14 protein-coding genes are annotated in these 24,648 nt (G+C 56.3%); 8 read left to right on the forward strand and 6 right to left on the reverse strand.

Annotation, left to right across the window (positions count from 1 at the left end; all coding sequences use genetic code 11):
• Positions 1–107 precede the first annotated feature (107 nt).
• On the reverse strand, positions 108–1,412 hold the full coding sequence (locus ACGY09_RS20740; RefSeq protein ID WP_397569266.1) for an L-fuconate dehydratase: 1,305 nt from the start codon (positions 1,410–1,412) through the stop codon (positions 108–110).
• Positions 1,413–1,940: 528 nt separating this feature from the next.
• Here ACGY09_RS20740 and ACGY09_RS20745 point away from each other — a divergent pair.
• On the forward strand, positions 1,941–3,530 hold the full coding sequence (locus tag ACGY09_RS20745) for a 2-isopropylmalate synthase (protein WP_397569267.1): 1,590 nt from the start codon (positions 1,941–1,943) through the stop codon (positions 3,528–3,530).
• Between the two features lie 153 nt (positions 3,531–3,683).
• Here ACGY09_RS20745 and ACGY09_RS20750 read toward each other — a convergent pair whose 3' ends face one another.
• The 3 genes from ACGY09_RS20750 to ACGY09_RS20760 form a co-directional block, all read right to left on the reverse strand.
• Positions 3,684–4,916 (reverse strand): MFS transporter, encoded by a 1,233-nt coding sequence (locus ACGY09_RS20750; RefSeq protein ID WP_397569268.1) that lies wholly within the window; start codon positions 4,914–4,916, stop codon positions 3,684–3,686.
• A complete protein-coding gene (locus tag ACGY09_RS20755; RefSeq protein WP_397569269.1) occupies positions 4,916–6,067 on the reverse strand; it encodes a dienelactone hydrolase family protein in 1,152 nt (383 codons plus the stop codon). Before ACGY09_RS20755 ends, ACGY09_RS20750 begins: the two co-directional genes overlap by 1 nt.
• 184 nt (positions 6,068–6,251) lie before the next feature.
• Entirely contained in the window at positions 6,252–7,757 is a 1,506-nt protein-coding gene (locus tag ACGY09_RS20760; protein WP_397569270.1) for an amino acid permease, read from the reverse strand.
• A 264-nt stretch (positions 7,758–8,021) separates the two neighbouring features.
• Here ACGY09_RS20760 and ACGY09_RS20765 point away from each other — a divergent pair, with 264 nt between their 5' ends.
• Complete coding sequence (locus ACGY09_RS20765) at positions 8,022–9,434, forward strand: DUF1501 domain-containing protein (protein ID WP_397569271.1); 1,413 nt, start codon at positions 8,022–8,024, stop codon at positions 9,432–9,434.
• Between the two features lie 213 nt (positions 9,435–9,647).
• Here the strand turns inward: ACGY09_RS20765 and ACGY09_RS20770 are convergent, their stop codons facing one another.
• Together ACGY09_RS20770 and ACGY09_RS20775 are read right to left on the reverse strand one after the other, a co-directional pair.
• A complete protein-coding gene (locus ACGY09_RS20770; protein WP_397569272.1) occupies positions 9,648–10,892 on the reverse strand; it encodes a PQQ-binding-like beta-propeller repeat protein in 1,245 nt (414 codons plus the stop codon).
• 276 nt (positions 10,893–11,168) lie between these two features.
• Positions 11,169–11,906, reverse strand: coding sequence for a GNAT family N-acetyltransferase (locus ACGY09_RS20775; protein ID WP_373653045.1), 738 nt, complete (start codon positions 11,904–11,906; stop codon positions 11,169–11,171).
• Positions 11,907–12,173: 267 nt separating this feature from the next.
• Between ACGY09_RS20775 and ACGY09_RS20780 the strand changes: the two genes are divergently transcribed.
• The 6 genes from ACGY09_RS20780 to ACGY09_RS20805 all read left to right on the forward strand — a co-directional run bounded on the left by ACGY09_RS20780 (position 12,174) and on the right by ACGY09_RS20805 (position 24,393).
• Entirely contained in the window at positions 12,174–13,637 is a 1,464-nt protein-coding gene (locus ACGY09_RS20780; RefSeq protein ID WP_373653046.1) for an aldehyde dehydrogenase family protein, read from the forward strand.
• A 460-nt stretch (positions 13,638–14,097) separates the two neighbouring features.
• Positions 14,098–15,834: a PP2C family protein-serine/threonine phosphatase gene (locus ACGY09_RS20785; protein ID WP_397569273.1), complete on the forward strand. Its 1,737-nt coding sequence runs from the start codon at positions 14,098–14,100 to the stop codon at positions 15,832–15,834.
• A gap of 2 nt (positions 15,835–15,836) precedes the next feature.
• Positions 15,837–17,255: a VWA domain-containing protein gene (locus ACGY09_RS20790; protein WP_397569274.1), complete on the forward strand. Its 1,419-nt coding sequence runs from the start codon at positions 15,837–15,839 to the stop codon at positions 17,253–17,255.
• 359 nt (positions 17,256–17,614) lie between these two features.
• Positions 17,615–18,355 carry an FHA domain-containing protein gene (locus ACGY09_RS20795; RefSeq protein WP_397569275.1) on the forward strand — a complete coding sequence of 247 codons (741 nt, stop codon included), beginning with the start codon at positions 17,615–17,617 and terminating at the stop codon, positions 18,353–18,355.
• 39 nt (positions 18,356–18,394) lie between these two features.
• Entirely contained in the window at positions 18,395–19,483 is a 1,089-nt protein-coding gene (locus ACGY09_RS20800) for a serine/threonine protein kinase (protein ID WP_397569276.1), read from the forward strand.
• A complete protein-coding gene (locus ACGY09_RS20805; RefSeq protein WP_397569277.1) occupies positions 19,480–24,393 on the forward strand; it encodes a hypothetical protein in 4,914 nt (1,637 codons plus the stop codon). The genes ACGY09_RS20800 and ACGY09_RS20805 overlap by 4 nt, the downstream gene beginning before the upstream one ends.
• Positions 24,394–24,648 lie beyond the last annotated feature (255 nt).

Genomic DNA, 24,648 nt, shown 5'->3' on the forward strand with positions numbered 1-24,648 from the left:
GGGATTCAACCATTCACCACGGTGAGGTGAGCGGAATCGGCTGCATGCGGATGTCACAACGATACGGAGTGGGCCGAGCCTCATTTGAGGCTCGGCCCACTTTGATTTCAGGGGGTGGTCCAGGCGGCACCATCCGGAAAGGAAAACTCTGCAATCGACTCTGGTTTCATCGTGATGCTGTAACCGGCTGCTTTGGGAGGGACATAGTGGCCGTTCCGCATCTCGACAGGATCCACGAAATGCTCGTGCAAGTGTCCAGCAAATTCACAGAGACGGTTCTCGAGCGAACCACTGACGCAGATGTAGTCGATCATCGCCAGGTGCTGAACGTATTCACAGAGCCCTACACCGCCAGCATGGGGACAGACAGGAACGTTAAACTTGGCCGCGAGCAGCAGAACGGCGAGCACCTCGTTGACTCCACCAAGCCGGCAACTATCGATCTGGCAAACTCCGATGGCGCCGGACTGGAGGAACTGCTTGAAGAGAATCCGGTTCGCACAGTGTTCGCCGGTCGCGACCTGAATCGGAGCCACCGCTTTGGCGATCGTTAGATGGCCCAGAACGTCATCAGGACTGGTCGGCTCTTCGATGAACCATGGTTTGAACTCGGCCAGCGACTTCATCCATTCAATCGCTTGGGGCACCTCCCAGACCTGATTCGCATCAACCATCAGTCGGCGTTCCCAACCAATCTCTTCGCGAATAATCCGGCATCGGCGGATGTCGTCGTTCAGGTCGCGTCCCACCTTGATTTTAAAGACGTTCCACCCTTGAGCGAGGCAGTCGCGGCACAAACGGCGCAGCTTGTCATCGTCATACCCCAGCCATCCTGCCGAGGTAGTATAGGCGGGATACCCTTCCCGCTGCAGTTGCGCAATTCGCGCCGACTTGGTGGGTGCGATCCGCGAGAGAATCTGAAGGGCCTCGGCGGGACTGAGCACGTCGGTGAGATATCGGAAATCGATGCACGCGACGAACTGCTCAGGCGTCAGATCGGCGACCAGTTGCCACAACGGTTTGCCTTCCGTCTTGGCCCAGAGATCCCAGACGGCGTTGACCACGGCCGCTGTCGCCAGATGGATGACCCCCTTGTCCGGACCGACCCACCTCAACTGGCTGTCTCCGGTGATATGACGCCAGAAGCCCGCCATGTCTGACGTAAACGATTCCAGAGTCCGGCCCACAACGAGCGGCGCCAGCGCCTCAATCGCAGCGACACAAAGTTCATTCCCCCGACCAATCGTAAAGGTCATACCATGCCCTGCGGCATGGTCGGCCCGATCCGTCTCCAGCACGACATAAGCGGCCGAGTAGTCTGGATCGGGATTCATCGCGTCCGATCCATCGAGCATTCGAGATGTCGGAAAGCGGATGTCAGATGCCGTCAGTCGCGTGATCGTCGTGGGCATGAGTTGAAGTATCTTTATCTGGGGGGAACCTTGCACAGATATTTGCGTGGAATGGTATCGCGAGTGCCCGAACCGTTCCACTTCCCGAAATGTGCAAATACCAATCTGCACCATGCCCATGACTCGCCGGCGGAGGTCGTACGTCGTTGACCGAGGGGACCAGAACTGATACGATTTCAAAGGTCACTGATAATAACGGCGAACCATTTTCCGTCTTCATTGTCTGCACTGTACCATGACACCATTTTCGTTCCTGCTACTGGGCCTGCTAGCTCGCTGAGATGCGAGGTTCAGGGAACGTCTGGTCGCACGATATGCACATGTTCACCCTGAGACCTCCTGGTCTCAGGGTTTTTTGTTTTTACAACCCCGCTTCACGCTGGATCGTCACAGGGTGGAGTGATCAACTGACATTTATCCCGACGAATGCCCGGGTCCTGAATAACCTCGAACCGACACGGAACAACGATCGAGCATCAATCATCCGATTGATGTTGTCACCTTTCACTTTTCATTGTGAAACACATCATGCCTGATCATGTAATCATCTTTGACACGACCCTTCGCGATGGCGAGCAATCCCCCGGTTGCAGCATGACGCCCCCTGAGAAACTCAAGGTGGCAGAAGCACTCGTGGAACTGGGTGTCGATGTCATCGAGGCAGGGTTCCCCATCACTTCCCCGGGCGACTTCGAATCCGTTCGTGCTATCGGACAGAAGTTCGGCGACCGTGCCACGATCTGCGGGTTGGCTCGCTGTCGACGCCTGGATATCGAGCGGGCTGCAGAAGCATTGAAGGGAATCGCGAAGCCGCGCATTCACGTCTTTCTCGCGACAAGTCCCATCCATCGCGAATTCAAGTTGAAGATGGCCGAGCGTGAGATCGTCAAGACCGCGGTCGAACACGTGAAGCTGGCAAAGTCGTTCTTCGAGGACATCGAATTCTCGCCCGAGGATGCCGCTCGGACAGAACTCGATTTCCTGGCCGAAGTCGTCGAAAAGGCGATCGAGGCGGGAGCGACCACGGTGAACATTCCCGACACCGTTGGATACGCGACGCCAACACACTACTTCAAAGTCATTTCGCATCTGAAGCAGCATGTCTCCAACATCGACAAAGCAGTGATCAGCACTCACTGCCATAACGATCTGGGACTGGCTGTCGCCAATAGCCTCGCCGCAGTCGAAGCAGGGGCCCGGCAGGTGGAATGCACGATCAACGGCTTGGGCGAGCGGGCAGGGAATGCCGCGCTTGAGGAAATCGTCATGGCCTTGAAAACGCGCAAAGACTATTACGGAGTCGAAACGCGTATTAACACACCAAAGCTGTGTGGTGCCAGCCGCCTGGTTTCGAGCATCACCGGGATGCTCGTTCAACGAAACAAGGCGATCGTGGGCCAGAACGCCTTTGCACATGAAGCCGGGATCCATCAGGACGGCATCCTGAAAGAACGCAGCACGTACGAGATCATGCGGGCAGAGGATGTCGGCTATGTCGGCGCGAACCTTGTTCTCGGCAAGCACAGTGGCCGGGCCGCGATCCGCTCACGCGTGATTGAACTGGGCTACCAGCTCGACGAAGCTCAGATCGAGACCGTCTACAAAGACTTCATCGCCCTGGCTGACAAGAAAAAGGACATCTATGACGCGGATATCGTGGCACTGATCGATAACAGGTTGACCGTCACGACGGATCGCTGGGAACTCGTTCGCTTTCACATCGCCGCCGGGACGGGAACGATTCCCACGGCGACCGTCGAATTACGAGATCTGGCGTCGACCAAACCAGCGGGTCTCGATGGAGGCGACGAATCGACTACGACACCCAAGACCCACAAGGATGCCTCGATCGGTGACGGGCCTGTGGACGCCGTCTGCAAAGCCATGGAACGAATCGTCGGCATCAACGCGGAATTGAAAGACTATCAGGTGCGAGCAGTCTCCGGGGGCGAAGACGCCCAGGGGGAAGCTTCCGTCGCGATCGTTTATCACGGTCGCCGTTATCACGGCAAGGCAGTCAGTACAGACGTCATTGAAGCCAGTGCTCTGGCTTATCTGAAGGCGTTGAACAAGGTCCTCCGCGACTGTCCAACGGAGAAAGCTTTGCCAGGCGTCTGAGTTTACTTCCGGCTCACTAATGACAACAAAAACGAGGCGCGGCGGGACTGTTCCCACCGCGCCTCGTTTTACGTTCGGTTAACTCAATCCCGATCTGCTGATCGGAGTGACCTCCCGATGTAGAGACAAAAGGGAATGAGGTGCAGCGACTTCTTAACTCACCGTTGCTGCGGGCCGAGTGGAACGAAGACCACGCCGAATCAGCCATTCGTGCATCAGGAACAGTAACGACGACAGCGCAATGGCAATGAGTGGAATCGTTTCCAACCCTGATTGCCTCGCCGCGATTCCCGCAGCTCCGGGAAAGAGAGCAACCCCCAGCATGGCTGCACTGACCTGAAATCCGATGGCATGTGCTGCCTTGGTCGCGCCGAGACGCTGAGGGGTCCTTGCCATCAGGCAGGGAAAGACGCAGGCAAGGCCCAGTCCCGTGAGCAGGACACCAGCCAGCCCGACACCGACAGGAGACCTGACGGTCAGCATCAAAGTTCCGCAGAACGCTGTGAGGAGCGAGCACCGCACCATCCGGTCCAACCCGATTCGATCGGCGACCATTCCCAGCACGACTCGTCCCACGCCAATCGCACCGAAGTACGCCCCTGCGAACATTCCCGCTGTCTTCGCAGGCACATTTCTTGATTCTGTGAGGATCGTGTAGCACCACTGACCGACGGTGAATTCCAGGCCGGTATACAGGAAGAACACCACGATACTCAGTTGGACGAGCGGGTCGCGGAGTGTTCCCAGCAGTCCCACGGGTTTCGCTGTAGGGTCGCTATCTGTCGTGGCGGGCTGTTGCCACCACTGGCGCGTCGCAAGAAAAAGACAACTCATCAGCAGCAGGACCACCGCCACCAGCACGTAGCCCGTTCGCCACGATCCCCGATTGACGATCATGGCCGTCATCAGCAACGGACCGACCGTTGCCCCGACGCTGTAACACGCGTGCAACCAGTTGACGTGGCGCGTTGAGAAGTAGGTCGAGGCATAGCTGTTCAGAGCACTGTCGATTCCTCCGGAACCCAGCCCCCAGATCACCGCACATGCAACGAACAAAGACCAGACAGGAGCCGAAGCAAAACCGAACATGGCGACGCAGACGAGCAGGCTGCTTCCGGTGAGAAGTGTTCCCACTCCCCATCGTGACATCAAGCCTCCACCGAGAAAGCTGGAAGTGCAGTACCCGCATCCCAAAGCGATGAACACCAGCCCGAAGTGATCTTGCGGCAGAGAGAATGAATTACGGACAGACGGCCAGGCGACTCCCGCCACCGTGTCCGGAAGCCCAAGACTGATAAACCCCAAATAGGCAGTCAGCAGCAGGAGAGTCTTGCGCCACGCAGTCGCCGGAGGAGGTTGAGTAGCCGATTCGATGACTTCGCTCATTACTTGGTGTCGACCTGTATGCCGTCGAGTTTTAACGCTGCGACCGCTTTCTGTGAGAGATACGTCTCAAGCCATTCCGCGAGACGTTCGTAGATATCGTCAGGAATGGTATGCCCCTGACCATGATTGAGAAGGCCGAGACGGGGAGAATCTGAGAATAATCGATAGACCGGCAGTGCGGCACCGATCAGTGGCCAGCTTCGGTCTCCATCAGCGGCTCCAGGCCCAGTCTCACCCCCCAGCACCAGGAACGCGCGCGGGGCGATGAGAGCCACCAGTTCATGGTGATTCCGGCCAAACGAGGCCTCATGGATTTGCGGCCCCAGATACCACGGTGCATCCCAGTTTGTGGACTTAAGAGCCATTCCTCCTTCGCTGGCAACTGCGGCCTTGATCCGCTCGTCAAACGCCGCCAGATACAGCACCTCTTTTGCACCAAGCGAATGTCCGACAGCCCCAATCCTCGTTCTGTCTACGTGCGGTTGAGCCTCCAGGATGTCGACGGCTCGACGTGCATCGAACAACATTTTGCGCATGCCCAGCGACTCGGGATGACGAGCACGGTATCTGTCGACGGCCGCCGTCAGACTCGGAGCGTCCTGCCACAAGAAACAGCGGGGACAGATGACGACGAACCCGCGCTGTGCCAGCTTCAGTCCTAACTTGCGGGAGTCGGGACCACTGACTCCTGCAATTTCGTCGATCGTATCCTGGGCTGTGTGATGCAGTGCCACGATGCCCGGAAGCAAGGTCCCCTCCGTCACGTGAGCAGGTTGCAGCAGATAGGCCTCGACGAACAGATTCGGTTCACATTCATAGCGAATCAGGTCCCGAATGACACCCCCAACGGACTCACTTTTTAGCAGTTGCGTCGCTGTCCCCTCAGGTGTCTGCGGACTGGGTCCAAGAAAATCGTCCCAAGCCTCGATCAATTCCCGACGCCGCTCATGCCATTCATCCAGGTTATGGACCTCGCCACCGCTTTTACGCATCAGGAGGGGTTCCATGAACCCGACATCGAAACTGACCTCCCGTTGGGGACTTTTCTGAACCTCACCCAGCCAGCGGACATCCAGTTCACCGGCGTGCAGTGAGAGAGGCCTGACGAAAAGCAGAGCCATATGGCAGACAAGCGGAATGCAGACTCTCATTGTCACCTCAACTCTGTTTTCGTGGATCACAGCATCCCCAACCACGGCCCCAAAAAAACTGCGAAGTAGGGCAGGTCCAAAGCACATTCCAAAGTGCCAGGAAGCGGACGAAGAACGACCGGCGGTTAGCTCGATGATCCGCTACCTGGCATAACTCCCATCGAAGGGTCACGTCGCGACGTGCTCAGCTTTCAATCGTCGGAGTGGCAGGTCCCTTTCTCAGAGTGCTGTGTTTCATCCCGTAAAAGTAGTAAATCGCAAGCCCCAGTCCCATCCAGGCGATCAGTCGCAGCCAGTTTGCTGCGGGGAGTGAAAACATCAACGTGAGACAAGCCCCGATGCCCAGCAGGGGAACAAGCGGAACCAAGGGACAACGGAACGGACGAGGCGCATCTGGGTTTGTGTACCGCATGACGAGAACGGCAGCGCAAACGATTACAAACGCGAATAATGTTCCGATATTTGTGAGATGAAGAAGGGCATCGATGGGTAGAAACCCTGCAAGAAAAGCAACGAACACTCCAATCGCGATTGTGCTTTTCCAGGGAGTGCGAAAGGTGGGATGGACATCAGCGAAGAATGCTTTGGGAACGAGGCCATCTCGAGCCATTGCCAGAAAAACGCGTGGAGCACTCAGCATCATCACCAAAAGAACTGACGTGATTCCCGCCACGCCGGCAGTCGCGATGATCACTTCGGCCCAAGGAATTCCTGCATTTTTGAATGCAGACGAAATTCCCGAGTCTTTGTCGATCTGGTCATATTTCACCATCCCTGTCAGTACAGCAACCACGGCGACGTACAGAATAGTGCAAATTAGCAGCGAAGCGATGATCGCAATGGGAACGTCACGTTGAGGGTTTCGAGCCTCCTCTGCGTGGGTCGATACAGAGTCAAAACCGATGTAAGCAAAAAAGATGATCGCGGCACCGGCCAACATTCCGACGGGCTCATGTGCCGCGTTGGTCTCTCCGGCAATGTGATACCCGAAGATGTTCAAACCAGTCCAACCATACGGAGCAAAGGGAGTCCAATTCTCCGGGTGAATGTAGAACGAGCCGACCAGGATCACAAAAACCACCGCAGCGACTTTAATAAAGACCATCAAGGCGTTGAATCCCGCACTCTCGGAGATTCCCTTGACGAGGATGAATGTCATGATTGCAACAATCAGGACCGCAGGAAGATTGAAATACGATCCTGTCAGAACAAACTGGTCATTCTCAAAAACCACCGTCGCCCTGTTAAATGACGAGGGAAAGTGCAGTCCCGCTTTAGATATCACTGTCTGAAAATAGCCAGACCACCCGTTGGCGACGGTGGCGGCTCCCACCGCGTACTCCAGAACCAGATCCCAGCCAATGATCCAGGCGAAGAGCTCCCCCATCGTGATATAGGCGTAGGTGTAGGCACTGCCAGCGACCGGTGCCATCGAGGCGAACTCGGCGTAACAGAGGGCTGCAAAGATACAGGTCATGCCTGCCACGATGTACGAAATCATCAAGGCTGGTCCCGCCGTTTCACTGGCGGCTTTACCGGTCGCGACAAAGATTCCTGCACCGATCACCGCACCGACCCCCAGGGATGTCAGATTGACCGGCCCGAGGCACCGCTTCAGACGCTGATCCCCTTTCATGTCGACTAATAGCTCGTTCAGATCTTTGCGGGCAAACAGCTGACTCCAATTCATCGCGATTCCTTCGGATGGAAGTATGACGGTCGCATGAGATCGGGACCGACCGACTGAGTACGTTCGTTATCTGGACAAACGGTAACGCCCAGCGGGAGTCATTTTGAAGCTCCACGCATCGAAAATCTGGCATCAGGGCTTCGGAAAGCCGCTGGTAGGCCCATCGCAAATGGGCTTCCGGTTTCCTCGGCTTGCAATTATCTTGAACGCATCAGAAAATGCGAATGTTTAGCAAATCGATTCTGCGCAGCCAGGGGAATTCGGATGGCGATTGAATTACAGGGTTCCAACCACGGTACTGCCAGCTCCGGTTCAGTCGCAACAATTCCGCAATTCGCTCCTCCCCGCTCGGATCTGATTCAGATTGGCCGTTCCCGCCGCTGGTTCCTGCAGACCGGAATGGCGGGTATCGGCGGATTATCACTTCCTGCCATGATGAACCTGCAAGCACAGTCCGCCCGTGCAGAAGGATCAGTCACGCCGCAGCGCAAGAAGTCTGTGATTCTCTTCTGGCTTTCCGGGGGGCCCAGCCATATCGATATGTGGGATCCCAAACCCAACGCCCCTCGCGAAATCCGCGGCCCCTATTCCACGATCTCTACGAAAATCCCTGGATTATCACTGTGTGAGCATTTACCGCTCCAGGCCAGTATCGCTGATAAGCTTTCCTTCCTCAGGGCCGTCGATTGCAAGGCAAGCAATCACACGCCGATCACAATGCAGGCGGGGAATCCACTGGCCCGTCGAACCGACGACAACAAGGACGGTGGTGGCTACCCGTCAATGGGTTCCGTCGTGGCCAAGTTCCGAGGCTCAAATCATCCTGATCTGCCCCCGTTCGTAGGTCTGGCTCCATCCTGGGTTGCGGATGTCTGGGAATCGGGCCATATGGGATCTGCGTATAACCCGGTCAAAGGGCTCGAACTATCAGGCAAGTTTGGACTCCCCAAGGGCATTCAACTGGATCGCCTGCAGGACCGCGATCGATTGCGTCAATCGTTCGATCGGTTCCGTAAAGACTTGGATACCAATCGAACACTGGAACACATCGATCGCTACAACGCACAGGCATTCGAAATGGTGGCGAGTGGCCACGTTCAACGAGCGTTTGATCTGCAATCTGAAACTGACGCCACGCGTGACCTGTATGGCCGCAACAGTATCGGCGAAAAGGCAATCCTGGCCCGACGACTTGTCGAAGCTGGGGTGACCTTTACGCTGGTCAGCGGTGCATGGGGCTACTTCGATCATCACGGTGATTCGGTGAACTGGGGAGGGATCGAGAAAGGATTAACCCCGCTTCTGCCGCACGTCGACCGAGCACTCTATGGCCTGGTGATGGATCTCGAACAACGGGGTTTGCTGGATTCGACGCTGATCCTGATGATGGGCGAGTTTGGTCGCGCTCCCGTCATCAATAAAGATGCCGGCCGCGACCATTGGACCAATGTGATGTCGATGGTCGTCGCTGGCGGCGGACTGAGGCATGGTCAGGCTGTCGGTGCCACGGATGACAAAGGTTACGATGTGAAAGAAGGGCTGGTCCGCCCTCAAGATCTCGCCGCAACCGTCTTCCGCTACCTGGACATTGATCTTGGGTCTCACTGGGTTAATCCCCAAGGTCGCCCGATTCCGATCGTCGTCGAAGGGGGACGACCAATTCCTGAATTGATCTGAATAACCGGGCTTCCACCTTTGGATTCCGGCTCCGCTAGACCCGGTTAGAACACGCCGGGCGGTGGGAACCTCATGAGGGCGTCGGACCCTGCCAGATTTCCAAAGAGGGATTTCCCATCCCTCTCGATCCCAGCATGCAGGACCTCAGCTTGCGGGACCTCGGCTGGCCCCGATCTCGAATCACTCAATCTTCGTGCTGCTGATGGTTTGCTCTCACGGAGCCAGATCGAGGCAGACCAGTTTTCCGGCTGCGTTTCTGCCGTAGACTTTCTTGTTCAGAAAGACTGGTACAGTCCAGCAGCGACCGGTCAGCATCGGTGACTGGGCGAGTTCTTCAAATCCCACGGGGCTCGCCTTCGCCAGGATCAGCGTCCCGCTTTCACTCAAGATCAGCAGTTTGCCATCGACGATCATCAGCGAACCACACCCCATCCCTCGCTGCTTCCAGGCAACTTTTCCAGTATCAAACTTCATGCATGTCAATTGAACGACACGACCCTGGTTCGAATTGCCATCAAACCCGTAGAGATATCCGTCGAGCAGAATGCTGTTGTTGAAGTGGTTCCGCATCTCTTTATTGGTATAGATTTCCTTGAGTGTGGAGCTTTCCGCGTCCCACTCAAACAGGCCGCAGCCGACGTTGTAGGCGGTCGAGATTGAGATCAGATCGCCCTGGATGATGGGAGTCGTCGCATTCGTGCGAAACGGAGAGGACCACGACTTGAAGGCAACCGCTTTGCCCGTCATCAGCTCGGTAATCCGTAACCCTGCACAGTCCAGCGTCGCAACCAGAGGTGTCTCGGTATCTCGACGAAAGACCGCCGCAGACCCATATCCCGCTTCGTGAGGTTTCGTCTCCCAGTTTTTCGCGCCCGTAATCTTGTCATAGGAAACGACGCGACCTCCCTCAAGAATGACCTGGTTCCCTTCGATCACGGCAGAACTTGAAAAGCCCCACTCAGGATTGGGAACCTTCAGATCATCCTGCAGCATCACGCTCCAGTGAACTTCACCGGATTTCAGATTGAGGCAATAGAGCTGGCCTGATTTTCCAAGGGTGTAGACGCGCTCGCCGTCAATCGTCGGTGTCGCACCGGGTCCCCCTTCGTGAAGGTTGTTATTGAGTTCGCACGGATAGCGATGCGTCCACAGCTCTTCGCCGGTATTTGCATCCAGGCACCACACGATCTCTTCACCCTCGACATGCCCCATCGTAAGCAGACGCCCCTGAGCGATAGAAACCGAACTGAAGCCAATTCCAATCTCACGCGACCAGTTAACCGGCAATCCCTCATCGGGCCACTCTGTTTTCCAACCCGTCTCGTGGGAAATTCCGTCCCGATTTGGGCCCATCCAGTTCGGCCATGACGGCTGAATCTCGGACTCAGCGTTCAACACCGCGGGTGCCAGAAACGAGACAGAGATCAATGCGCAAAGGGCCAGCCTCGAATAGAACATGCAACTACTTTTCCTGTATGACAAGTTAATCACTTCCGTGTTTGAGGAACGCCCCAGGATGATTCAAAGGGCGAAAGTCGAATGCCGATTCCCGAAATGACTGACGAGCTCGATCCGACACCGGCCCACATCGCAAAGCATGAACCATGCATAGAATCAGGCGTGGGGCGAACAGTATCGACCGATCCGTACAACGAAGCAAACGAACTGCAGGTTGGCTTCGCATTCAACGTGAGAACGGCCGTGATCATGCTTAAAAAGCTTGAAGGGCCCCGCTCAGTTTGGCACGAGTGGGTCTTTCGTCTTGAGAATGCCAGAAGTCAGTTGAGTCAGCGAGAATTTCTGCCTCCCTTGTTCGTCGAAATTAATCGGGTCGAGCCATGTGAGGAACGCCTTCTGAAGGTCAGGCCATTCGGAATCGATCGCGGCAAACCACGCAGTATCGCGGTTTCGTCCTTTCAAGACGGCCGCCTGACGAAAGGTCCCTTCGTAAGACAGCCCCAACCGTTGCGCAGCACGGCGGGAAGGGCCATTCATCGAATGACATTTCCATTCGTAGCGTCGATATCCCAGTTCAAACGCATACTTCATCATCTGGTACATCGCATCGGTGGCAGTGGGCCTCCCCTGGAGCAAGGGAGAGAAATTCAGATGGCCCACTTCGATTGACCCGTGGCTGGGATCAATCCGCAGATAACTGCAGACACCGACCGCCTTCTCCGTCTGCTGATCGATAATTGCGAAATAGAGTGGGTCCGCTGTCGATGCGGACTGTGTCAACCAGAGGATGTATTCGTCATAGGTTGGAAAGGGGCCGTATGGCAGATACGTCCAGTTTCGCCCCTCAGCATCGAGTGAATTTGCCTGGTACAGATCACCCCCGTGCTTCGCTGAATCCAGCGGTTCCAAGCGGCTGAACCGGCCCTGTATGGCGACTCGCTGGGGCAGGGGGCGGGGACACCAGTGGGGGACCTCGTCTCCTACGGGCTGTCCGAATTGATTTACAGCAGGCATCGAATCACTTTCTCGGCCAAATTTCCATCAGGGGAATCGATCAATGCAGAGGTACTCCAGCGGTTGCTGGAGAGACCATCGCTCCGGCGGTAGTCTAGACGAAACTGCGTGAATGTGAGGTCACTTCTCCCCGCAACAGGCGAGAAGGAGATACAATAGAAACAGTTCCTCTCTTTCTACGAGAGGCCGCTATCAGACAGACTCGCGCAAGAACCCTTCACCGAGTATGGATTGCGTTCCATTCATTTTAAACTCAGGAGATCTGGCATGGCTTCCACAACAGTCCCGGTACCAAAGATCCGCCAAACGAATATGTTGATCGGTGGGAAGTGGCAGGAGTCCCGCAGCGGCAAGCGGTTTTCCACTCTCAATCCCGTCAATGAAAGCGTCATCGCGGAAGTTCCTGAAGGTGACGCCGCCGATGTGGACGCCGCTGTAAAGAGCGCCCGTGCCGCCTTCGAATCGGGCCCCTGGCACAAGATGGACGCACGCGACCGGGGTCGGCTGATGAACAAATTGGCCGATCTCATGGAGAAAAACCTCGAAGAACTCGCCGCACTGGAAACGCTCGATAATGGAAAGCCGATCAGCGACTCAAAAGCAGCCGACCTTCCACTGGCCATCGATTGCCTGCGATACTTTGCCGGTTGGGCAGACAAGCTGACAGGGGACACGATTCCCATTCGCGGCAATTACTTCTGCTACACACGCCGTGAACCCGTCGGAGTCGCGGGACAGATTATCCCCTGGAATTTCCCCATCCTGATGGCCGCCTGGAAGTGGGGACCCGCGCTCGCTGCCGGGTGTACCATTGTCATGAAGCCGGCTGAGCAGACCCCGCTGACCTGTCTGCGGATGGCGGAACTGGCTCAAGAGGCAGGGATTCCCGACGGGGTCATTAACGTCGTAACGGGATTCGGCCAGACCGGTGCAGCCATCGTTAAGCATCCCGGCGTCGACAAAATCGCGTTCACCGGACACTACGAAACCGCCCAGAAGATCATGGTGGATGCCGCAGGGACTCTCAAGCGGCTTACGTTCGAACTGGGAGGTAAAAGTCCCAACGTCGTCTTCGCCGATGCGGATCTTGATGCCGCTGTCGCCGGTGCCGAGTTCGGACTGTTCTTCAACCAGGGTCAGTGCTGTTGCGCCGGCTCTCGCCTGTTCGTTGAGCAGTCGATTTATGACAAGTTCGTCGAGAAAGTCGTCGCTCGGGCTCGCGCCAGGAAGCTGGGTGATCCATTCGATACTCAGACGACGCAGGGTCCTCAGGTCGATGCGGACCAGTTTGAGAAAATCATGGGCTACATCGACAAGGGCAAATCGGAAGGGGCACAATGCCTGACGGGGGGGAACAGGTTCGGGGATAAGGGTTACTTCATTGAACCCACCGTCTTCGCGAACGTCACAGATAACATGGCGATTGCCCGCGATGAAATCTTCGGCCCCGTCCTCAGCATTCTCCCCTTCAAGGATACGGACGATATCATCGAACGCGCTAACAGTACTTATTACGGCCTCGCTGCGGCTATCTGGACGCGTGATGTCACCAGAGCTCATCAGTTTGCCGCACGAGTGAGAGCAGGGACCGTATGGGTCAACTGTTACGATGTCTTCGATGCTGCAGCCCCATTCGGTGGTTTTAAAATGAGCGGTATGGGACGCGAAAATGGCGAAATCGCTCTCGCCAACTACACCGAATTGAAGACCGTAACGATGAGTTTGTCGTAATCGTGCAGCTGATTCGGAAGCCATCCCCCTGGTTCCTCTTCACGAGGGACAGGGGGCGGCCCTCTTGAACATCAGTTCGTCATCGCTCAAAAACTGGGCGAGCAGCAGCATCAAGACCAGATAACGAATTGCAAATTGCGACTGCGCTGAGTATTGAGAGTTATCATTCCATTACCGAAGTTAATTCATCTAAGACAGGTCCGGATTGATGACACAGACTCCGGATTTCCAGGACACCTCTGAATTCCCTCAAGTGATAGAAACTTCCATTGAGGGAACGATGTGTCCGCGTTGTGGACGACATTCCCGGGACGAATCATTCTGTGAACATTGTCAGTTCGAGCTGCCGCTTCCTACCTCTCCTGGGCAGGAGAATGTTCCCGAAGAGACCTGGGGCCCTGGTTGTTTCAGCGTCAACTGGCCGAACAACCCGGACGGCTCTTTTCTGATCAGCTCAAACTTGAACGGACTTCGCATTCACGGCATCCGTCCAGAGCTTTGGACCGAACTCGCTGCCGACCTGAAGACGCGCCAGGCCGTGGTCCTCGAGATCTTACCCCCCATCCATGTACTTGAGACGGGGGGAGGAGCCCTGATCTTCGCCGAGGCCTGGCCAGCGGAACGTTACGCTAGTTCAGACACCACCGAAATCACTATCGAGAACCTCGTCACCGAGACACTTGTCTGGTGCAGGAAGCTCGCAACGGCGATGGATGCGTTGCACCAATCAGGACATGTGTGGCTCGATTTCGACCCGGAGGCAGTGGAATTCCGGGGCAACCACGTCCGCATCACGAATCTGGACTGGCGATTGTTTCCTGCTGGGAAATGTCCCAGTCATCTGGCCAAAATCTCGAAAAGGTTCTCTCCACCGGAAGTGTGCCAGTTCCGGGATGACCAGGTTGGTCCACAAACAGACGTCTTCCACCTGGCACTTGCTGCGTATTACCGGTTGGCAGGACTCGAACGACACGGCTTCTCGGACCTTGGACTGGAAGCATTTGGGTTCGACTTCCCCCCCTTGCGAATTTACCGTCCTGAACTTCCCACAGGAATCTGGCCTGCGTTGAGTCAGGCATTGTCAAAAAATGCCAGCCAGCGACACGCTTCACCCCTCGAACTGATCCAGCAACTGGAGCGAGCCGCTGGCGATCATTTGCGGTCACATTATCTCCCATCGGCAGCGCCCCCGACTCCCTCCGAGGAGCGGAACGTGTTACAGCGTCTGTTCGGGCGGAAAAAATCGCCCCCCCCCGTCGAGGTGTTCGACCCCATTGTCCCGTCAACCACTCTCGAAATTGGCTGGCAATGTGAAACCGGGCGAGCAAAGTTGTCCGCGGGGACCGTCAATCAGGATCAGGCCGTCGTCCATACGATCCCCGTGCATCAAAGCGAAATTCAGCTGTTGATCGTGGCAGATGGAGTGACGCATTCGCGTGTGGGATCGGGCGAGCGGGCCAGTAAGCTGGGCTGCGACACACTGGTCGCGACTGTCCGCGAACAGATTCTCGGTCTCGCACCTCTGGCCAAGCCCGATTGGAACACAATCCTGGAAATCGCCTGTCAATCGGCCAGCCAGGCGATCGTCAACGACGCCCTGTCCATTCCGGACCGTCCGGAAGTTGTGCACGATAATGATCTGATGAGCAGCACTGCACTGGTCGCACTGATTGACGGTCGAGATCTCTACCTCGCAAACGTCGGTGACAGTCGAGCGTACCTGATTTCACAGGGGCGAGCCGAACAATTGACCGTCGATGGTGATGTCGCCACATCGCTATTGAGAGAAGGGGTCCCGCCCGAGCAGGTACAGGAAATGGGAGCTGCGGGGAAAGCGCTTCGTTATTGTCTGGGTGCTTGTCGTGAACTGGCCGGCGGGCAGCTCGTCGCCGACCTGGAACGAGCACGTCCCCAACTCAGTCAATGGCGGATCAATCCGGATGAAATTTACGTTCTCTGCTCGGATGGACTTGTGGAAGAGCGAGTCTTCCTCAATCCAGAAGACCTCGTCACGATTGCCGAGGCCAACAGCAGCGGGAGTACACAAGCAATCGCGGAAGCGATGGTGGAAAGTGCGAACTCGCGGCAGCGACTTCCCTCTGAAGCCGAGCCCGCAGGCTACGGCGACAACATCACTTGCATCGTCATCAGATCGGCTCACGGACCGTCTCAAGTCGTCCTCTCTGGAAAGGGCTAACCTTGGCTGAAGAATTCTTGCTGGAATGCCGACTCGATCAGCCCGCCGTTTTAAGCGGACGTTCCGCTGACGTTTATAGTCTTGTGACAATTAAACCCAACCCGGTCCGCCTGGGGGCGCTGATGGAATCGGGGCAGGGAAGTAGTCTGCCCGCTCACCTGATCGTGCTGGTTGATGTCAGTGGTTCGATGCTGACGCTCATCGAACCTGATTCCAATACCAAAGTGGTTGGCAGATCGATGGTCGAATGGATCATGATGTCCGAGGTGGAAGCAACCGTTCCATCTCGCCGCGCCGTCGCCGTCAACGTGGTACGGCACCTGGTAGAACGGATGGCCCCGATCGACCGGATGACGCTCATCGGATTCGACGACCAGCCACACACCCTCGCAAGGGCTTTAGCCAAAGGTCCTCAACTTGATGATGCCGTTCGCGAACTGATTGATGTCGGGGGCGGAGGAACGTCGCTCTCCAAGGCCTTCGGCGAAGTCCGGAAGATCCTGAGTCGCTCCGGGACGGGAACGGCTTCAGAGACCGAAACCCAGCGCATCGTTCTCCTGACCGACGGAGAAGACAGCGATCCGGACCTCGCCCTCAGAGAGGCCAAGCAATTGGGTGAAGATTTTCACCTGCCGATCTGTGCCTTCGGCACGGGCGATTCACGCGCCGACTTTCTGTTGGAAGTCTGCCGAACCACACTGGGCGGGTCTTTCGATAACATTCGAAATGAACGTGAGGCGGAGGACTGCTTCCAGCGTTTCTTCACCGGTCAGAAGAATATCCTGGCCACGAATGTTTCACTGAAACTATGGCTTTCACCCGAAATCTTTGTGCGAGAACTGTACCGTACCAAACCTGAAGTTTTGTACGTCGGGGACATGCAGCCCGATTCCGGCAATTCCGTGGACATTCCACTGGAGTACATGGAACGAGGTAAAATCTACGAACTGCTGTTCCGCAGCACAGTCCCCGCACGCGATGCCGGCCGGTTGCGACTGGCCAAGGCGACGTTGACCTACGACGTCCCCGGATTGGGAGTCACTGGTGGTCGCGTCGAAGCAAACATCGCCGTCGAATCAACACCCGACGAAAATCGGACACTCGTTCGTACTGGCGATGTCCGTCGAGTCATCACACAGGCAGAAACACAGCGGCAAGTCCTGTTCCTGCAAGGCAAGCGAGACTTGATCGAACGAGGTCAGGCAACAGCAAAGGATAAGGACATTGTCGCCAAGCTCCTCGAAGCACTGATCAAGAAATTTGAAGAGCAGGGGGACCAGGCAAATCTCAACATGTATCGACAAATGCAAAGTGAGTTCCAGACGAAGGGACTCATCACCCAGGAGATGATGAACAGATCCCTCGCCGCGTCCTCCAAAGTCGAAGGAGCCATCGCTCTGCAGGAGGTAGACGACTTCTGAGAACGCTCCCCGAACCTACTCACCCAAAGTCGATCCATGCGAAACAACTTCGGTATCAAGTTTTCAAAGAACAATCGACTTCGTCCGCTGATCCCGTCGCCCATCGCGATCTCTCGCACCGTCGAGCAGGACTTTATCTTGACGGGACGCGAGTCACGCTCTCGAGGCTACGCACCAGCAACGTCTGGTCGTGAAATACCCAGCAACCAGAGATAATGAGCACTCATTCGTATCTATGAACTATCATCGCTACTTTGGATGCTAAGTCCCCATGATCGTGGACGAGTGCAGTCATCAACTCGATTCTGGTAGACTTTACATATGTACGATTGATGTCGACTTGTTCGCAGGAATCCTCTATGCCGAACTGTGCTGTATGCGATATCGAACTTCAACCGCAACAAAAGACCTGCCACGTCTGCGGTTCGGCAACGAGTGATGTTTCTCCTTCGGGAGCGTCCCTCACGCCTCCGTTGCCCCTTTCAAGTGCTCCATCACCACTGCCGGAATCCAGTGGTGTCGAGGAGAAAACCCCATCCGGCGAGCGGGAATGTCCTGCCTGTGGCAACATTTTCGATTCACTTTATCAGGACGAGTTCTGTCCGTGTGGGACAGAACTACGCCCCCGTGTAACGCTCGGCAGAGAAGGGGCTCCGACGGATTCCATCAGCCCCGAGTCTCCTCTTCCTCCAATGCCCCCATCGCCCCCTGTTGAACCTGCGGGCCCCATTCGCCCGGTGGCGGGAACGGTCTGTATTGTTGTTTACTCGGACACCAAACCTCGACAGCCGATCCGGTATGTTCCGATCGTCAAGGATGTTGTCCTGATTGGTCGGGAGGATCCGGTCCGGGGTGATTTCCCGGATCTTGATCTGGCATCGCTACTTGATCCGGCAGCCGCGAAGAAAGTTTCACGACGTCATGCAGAACTGCTGCGTGCTCGCGATTCTCAGTCATTTTCACTCAGACCGCTGCCCGGCAATACGGGGACGCAAGTCGGCAAGGAACTCGCATCCCCCGGCCAGCATTATCCACTCACCGACGGCACTCCGATCGTTCTGGGTGGTGCGGTGTGGATGAAGTTTGAAACGATCAAGTGATCCTTCTGGCAGCTCATCTTTGTTGGCCGGTTCCGTGACATGTCTTCTTCTCCCCCATTCAAAACAGCCGCCGTATGGAATGAATTTTCGTATCGCGGTCGCGATTTCGTCAGAGCGACGGTGCCTCATGGAATCAATGCGGGACTTCCCTTTGTCATCGCCAAGCGTCTCGCCGAACGGTACGAGGTTCGTAAATTCTTTGCTTCCGGAGGCTGTGGACTACTACTCGAAGGACGCGACCTCTGCACCGAAGCCAATGTCCTGATTAAGACGACACTACGGTTCGACGGGATTGTTACCTACGCCCAAAGCAGGGATGAAGAGGGGATCAAGCGGCGACTCACCGAAAACCGCAAGCTGTTGCAGACCGAGCGACGCGTCATGGTCCTGCTGAAGAATCGAGGCTGCAACGGGATTCCCAACCCCAATGACTACGTCTTTGACTGGAACCCTCAACTGGAAGAACTCTTTCAATCGCAGGGGGGCGGATGGCAGTATCAAGACATTGAACTCCTTTCCTCAGAACACTACCTGATCATGGAACGGATGGAAGGTCGGCCACTGACTGAGGTGATCAAAAAAGGAATGCCCGAACGAACCTCGTTACAGATCCTGGCACACGTCTGCCACGTGCTGGCGGTTCTCCATCAGCCGACACAGCGCGAGGGTCGTGAATGGAAGCTGGTTTATCAGGACCTCAAACCTGACAACATTCTGATCGGCGAACAGAACAGTGTAGCCCTCCTGGATCTGGGAGGTTGTCGACTCACCGTGGGAACCACGGTTGGGAACAAGGGGGCGTTCACCCCGGGGTATTGTCCACCCGAATGTCAGACGGGCGACACACTGACGCCGACGGCCGATTCGTACACGGTGGGAAGTACCTTGTTTCATATGCTGACCGGTCGCCGCCCTGAAGAATTTCTCGGATCCAATGCAGCTGTGGGGGGGCCGCAATCTGTCTCATTCCGCAACTGGGACTGGCCACGGCTCGAACAAACCGCCCGGCGCGAGACCCAGGAATTCATCAGGAGGTGTCTCTCTCCCACTCCTTCCGAACGTCCTGCCGACGGCCGTGCACTCGTCGCGGAAATTGAACACCTGTTGAAGGGAAGTGCTCCGACATGAAGTTGCCAATCGGGGCACGACTCCCGCACGACTTCGCGGACATTCCTGCGAATGAGCCCGAAATTGTGCAGCGCAATCGGGCCATCTACCGGATTACACACGTCCTGCACGAAACCCCCTGGTCCTGTCTTTACCGCGGGAAGAAGATCTTCCGTAACTTTGAATTCTCCAGGTCGGTCCTGACAGAAGCCACAGACGAGGAATGCCTCGACGTCTTTATCCGAACCCTGGCCTATCCCAAAACGGACAACCGGGAATACATCAAGGCACGTCGTGAGCATGCGTGGTTTGAACTGAAGCACGTCATGGGATTCCGCAAAACCAACCTGATTGCAGAGCCGCTTGACTACCTGGAGATTCGTAATGACCAGGACGCGTTTACATTCCCTCGCCCAGGAAAAATCCCCAAGTCGGAACCGGTCCTTGTCTTTGAAACAATCGACGGTCAGGACATGGAGCAATGGCGAAATTCGAAGCACTTTGACATCCCCCTTGGATTGCGAGTTCTCAGTCAGATCCTGGAATTTCTGTCGACTCTGCACACATCTCGACTCTTACTGAATGTGGTCACGCCGTACTCGTTCTGGATCGATGGCTTACATCAGATTCACTGCCTAGGGACCGAGCACATCGTTGACGAACGGCGGGCCCGGACCTGGCGAGGCCTCTTTCCCAGCGAACGCTATGCTCAAGGGTTCATTGCTCCGGAATTGCTTAATCCTGATGTTCCTCCATCACCCCAAAGTGACCTCTACGGGTGGGCCGCTCTGGCATGGCTCGTCCTCACGGGAGAGCACCCGGCCCGATTAGCGACAGTTCAACACCAACGGATCGCGCGGTTTGAACCCATGCATCGCGATCAACTCCGCCGCGAACTCTCCAAGCTGACGCCCCAACAGGTGGCGGTCGTCAAGCAGGAACTCGGTGTCACGGGCAGCCGTTTCGAGTTGCAATGGCCTGACAGTTTTCTGGAAGGACTTTGGAGTTGCCTGGAGCGCAGGCCCTCATTTCGTCCCCCGTCAGTAGCAGACTTACGAGCCTGCTGGAGCAATCCTCCCCCACCACCAGTCCCCCTGTTCCTCGCCATCAGGCAACCCGGCGGCGCGATTCGTTTCCTCCTTTCAACGACCAGACTACGGCCCGGTCTTCAGTTTCAGATCACGCGTGAGCCCCCCAGGGGCTCTTCCACTCAGGGCGATCGAGAAGTGATCTGGAGTGGGACCGATAACCAGCGGATTGAACTGCGCATGCCGCTCCCTCAGGGGGTGTCGAAGCCTGGCGGTGCGTCTGCAGCCGATTGGCTTTTTAACATCGTCACGACAGAAACTGTCGCTGGATCAACCTCCCATTCCCGACCGACCCCCGCGATTGCCATCGATGGAACCCTGGCGGGATTCCGGAGCAAATTCGCGGAGTCCTACGCCGCTCAAACCAAGTCATTACCCGAAGCCGTCACTCTTCTCGCCCAGGTGGAGCCCTTCGAAAGCCTCATCGACGAATTGTTCGATTCCCCGCTGGAACACGTCCGCCGATGGAGTCTGGAGATTCTGGAAGGCCGATTCCGGACCGGGCCGGTCCCACCCGCAACTCGTGCCTTCCTGAGGGACCGCGCTCTGCTCGACGAAGAGAATGAGATCCGTCAGCTCGCCGCCGGTCTGCTGTTGCGTTACTTCGGCAAAGTCACCGTTGAAACCACGGTCGATCTGGCCCAGCGAATGGGTGGCAACGCGGTGGACGACATGATCCGAGCAGCCCGGGGATTCGCCTCCATCGGTGTTGATCACAAGATCATCGAGACGACCATCGAACTTCTCGAGCAACAACACCGGCTCGTTGTCTGCCCGGTCTGCCATCATGACCTGCGAACACGAGAACTCGATCAGCATCTGATCTCGGAACATCGATATCTCCCCATCGATGGTAAGTTGCTCCCCTTTGGCCAGGCACTCACCCGTCTTTGGTCTCGTGTGATGCAGCAGTTCGATGAGGTTGCTCTCAATGAGCTTACCAGCCACTTGCAACAGCGGCAGACACACAATGTCGTTGCGGCCTTTGCCACGGCATTAACGCAGCAGGTGGTATTCATGCTGCAGGCGCAGGCCGCGCTGCAAATGCAGGAACAGAGACAGACATGGCTCGGCCGACTGAGTCAATGTCTTCATCTCAATCAAATCGCACGGTCGGCCTGCTGGACCTTGTTGGCGCACGATGATGCCCGAATTCGCGAACTGGCCCGCAGTACGGTGGTCTTGTCTGCCGTGACGCGGCTGGTCGGTGAGCATGTGACCCCTGCGGCTTTTCGTGCCACGGTCGACGGACTCGTTCCGCTCCCTGCGGTCCACGAGCGAATCGACGCTTGCCGCCAGCTGATGGAACTGGGAGCCAATCAATTCGCCGGAGAACAGTGCGAAAAAGAACTCGAACTGGAACGCCTGATCGACTGCCCTGAATGTGGAACTTCGTTTCCCAAAAGAGATCTGGCAAGTCACCGGCGGCAGGTGCACCAGGTCTATGAATGGGAAGGAACACGGTATCAGTGGGAAACGCTGGTGCCAGTCTTGCTGAACCGGACAGTCGCAGTGGAAGGGGACGCATTTGCTGCCCGAACGCTCGCCGAAGTCTTCCTTGAAAAATATGGTAACGACGCCTCGAGCCAACTCCATCAAAGCCTGCATGATCAACTCCATAAATCCCGATCAGCCGCTGAACTCCGCGAACTCATATCCGGAGCCGCGACAGCGCTTGGTGGCCTGTCCACCGCATCACACCTTTCCCACGACTTCCTCAACGAGACGAACCTCACCAGTCAGATAGCGGGCCTGGCCATCTTCTCCAGCCTGCATGATGATCCGCCGGGTCCCCTCGTCTCCCTGGCCACCAGCCGGATTGGCGACAGGAAAATTCCGTTCACCATCGGGCAGCAGGCTGCAATCCGGTTACTCAAAACAACCGGCGTCGATTCCCCTGCGATACGCAAAGCTCTCATGGCTTTCGCCTCTCGAGCGGACGACGGTCTGAAGAGGATCGAACTCCTGCGTACGTTGGAACAATGGGTTGGTCCGTCCAAAGCCGTCGACGCTGTCTGTCACGAACTGGCCTCAAATATTCGGATGAGGTGCCCGCGATGTGATGTCGTCATGACTCCCCCCGACCTCGAGCGTCACGTCCGCACAGAGCACGGTATGATTCTCGAGGGACGATCCGTTCGTCAGCCCTGGTCAGTGATCCTGGAATGCCTGGATGAATATGCAGAGCACTCGAATCCTGATTCACTCGAGCGTGCCGAAGAACTCGCTGACTTTATGTCCCCTCGAAAAGGCCGCGTCCGTTTATGGCGCGAGGCGTTGCGAAGGGGGATCGCGCCCGCACACTATCGTCAACAGTTGCTCGACTCGGTTAGCAGAACAAACGACAGCCTCTGTCCGGAATGTTGGGAAACGCTTTCTTCCGGCGAGACGGGCGGAAGTGAACTCCAGATCGATCCGCGAGGCGATCTCAAATCGAATCTCATTTCGCTCTATCAACTTGGTGTCCCGGGCATCTGGGGAAGCGTGGAGATCACTCCGTGGAACGGACCGATCCCTCACTGGTCCCTCACAAAACTGGCTGCAGCGATGGCCGTGGGACTGCTGTTCCTGATCCCTGCGGGGTTGTGCGGGCTGCTGGTTCTGTGGGGTAACGCGTCCGCCCGATTGCCCGCGATGTTGACGGGGATCGCAGGATTGATCAGTGCCATGGCCGTACTGTTGTTCTATCGACCTCGATCGTCGATACCACTGGATGTGGCTTGGGAGTACGTTGTCCCTGCATTGCTGGACTCCGAGACTGAATCGATCAACCCGGCCCACTCGACCTTCATCGCAGATCTTTGCCGGGCGAGTGTCGATCAAGGGACTCCGCAGCTTCGACAGAAGACCTTGGTCCGGGCAATCGAGTTGATCCGGTCGCAGGTAAGGAAGGGGAGTCTGCCGATCTCCCACCTCGTCGAATTGTGGACACTTCGGTTGGAAGATGCGCTGCATCAGAAACGGCACTCCGGGGAAGTTGAATCTGTTCTGAATGAGATGCTGGCAGAAATGGTGAAAGGCGACCTGCCAGTCCAGCTTGATGCGCGAGCAAAGCGACTGATTTCCCGACTCAACGTCGAAGTACTTGTTGGGGGATTGTGGCATTTCATCATTAAAGCCCGCGCGGTCGGTCTGAATGCCGTGGACCTCATCGAGTTGTGCCAGAACTCGACCACTCTGACAGCATTGTTGACCCGGCTCACCATTCGCCCCCACGAGCTTGCGTATTTTGTCGCCCTTACCGAAATGGAAAAAGTAGGCAAATTGCCCCTTGGGCTGATCCCTGCGAGAAAGCTGAAACCAGGCAGCAGGGATGTCCTCACAGAATACCCCAATCTGCTGGCGAGAACGGAACTTGTCGGGCGCTCATCCGATCATGATGCAGTGTTGTTATGCCCTAATGAACTGATATTCAGAGACCGGCGATTTACGAATCGTCCAGATGTCACAGTGCAAAAGAAGTATCAATTCGTTCAGACAGGATGGACTTACCAGCGCAAAGACGGGGGCCCCGATCTGCGGTATTCAAAGAATCCCCCTACGGGTTATGACAATCTTATCGGTTATCACCTTTGTGTCGGTAATCAGACCTGGAGCTACAAGGCAGATCCTGAGCCGCTGGCGGCCAGACTCAGGACATTGGGCCGCTTTGTTTTTGGCGATCTCCCGATTCTGGCAGAAAAATTGCAGCAGGAATCCGTTTCGCCCCGGGTTTTGCATCTGCTCGCCGGCCGTAGCGTCCGCTGTCCGCGCTGCAGGACTGCGCTCGTCTATCAAAAGGGCGCAGTTTCCGACCGAACAACAGAACCGGTACCCTTTCTTGAACAGGAAGAACTTGTCTAAATTTAGGATCCGACGCGTCTCATCGTCGCATCAACAATGTATGATAAGGACGTCGGAAGAGACGAAGAACCTTGATCGAAGGCCCGTTAAGGCAGCATTGCCACGACGACTGGTCCCTGACAAAGGCAATTCAGGCAAGTCGAATAGGAGCCAACCGGTGAGTCATACCCACCCAGCCTGAAAAACCGGGCCGGGGGGGTGACTCAGTCGAAGTTCGCTCAAAAAATGGTTAGAAGTTCCCATATCGATATTTGT

This window comes from Schlesneria sphaerica, from assembly GCF_044336245.1.
In the GTDB taxonomy this organism is placed as follows: domain Bacteria; phylum Planctomycetota; class Planctomycetia; order Planctomycetales; family Planctomycetaceae; genus Schlesneria; species Schlesneria sphaerica.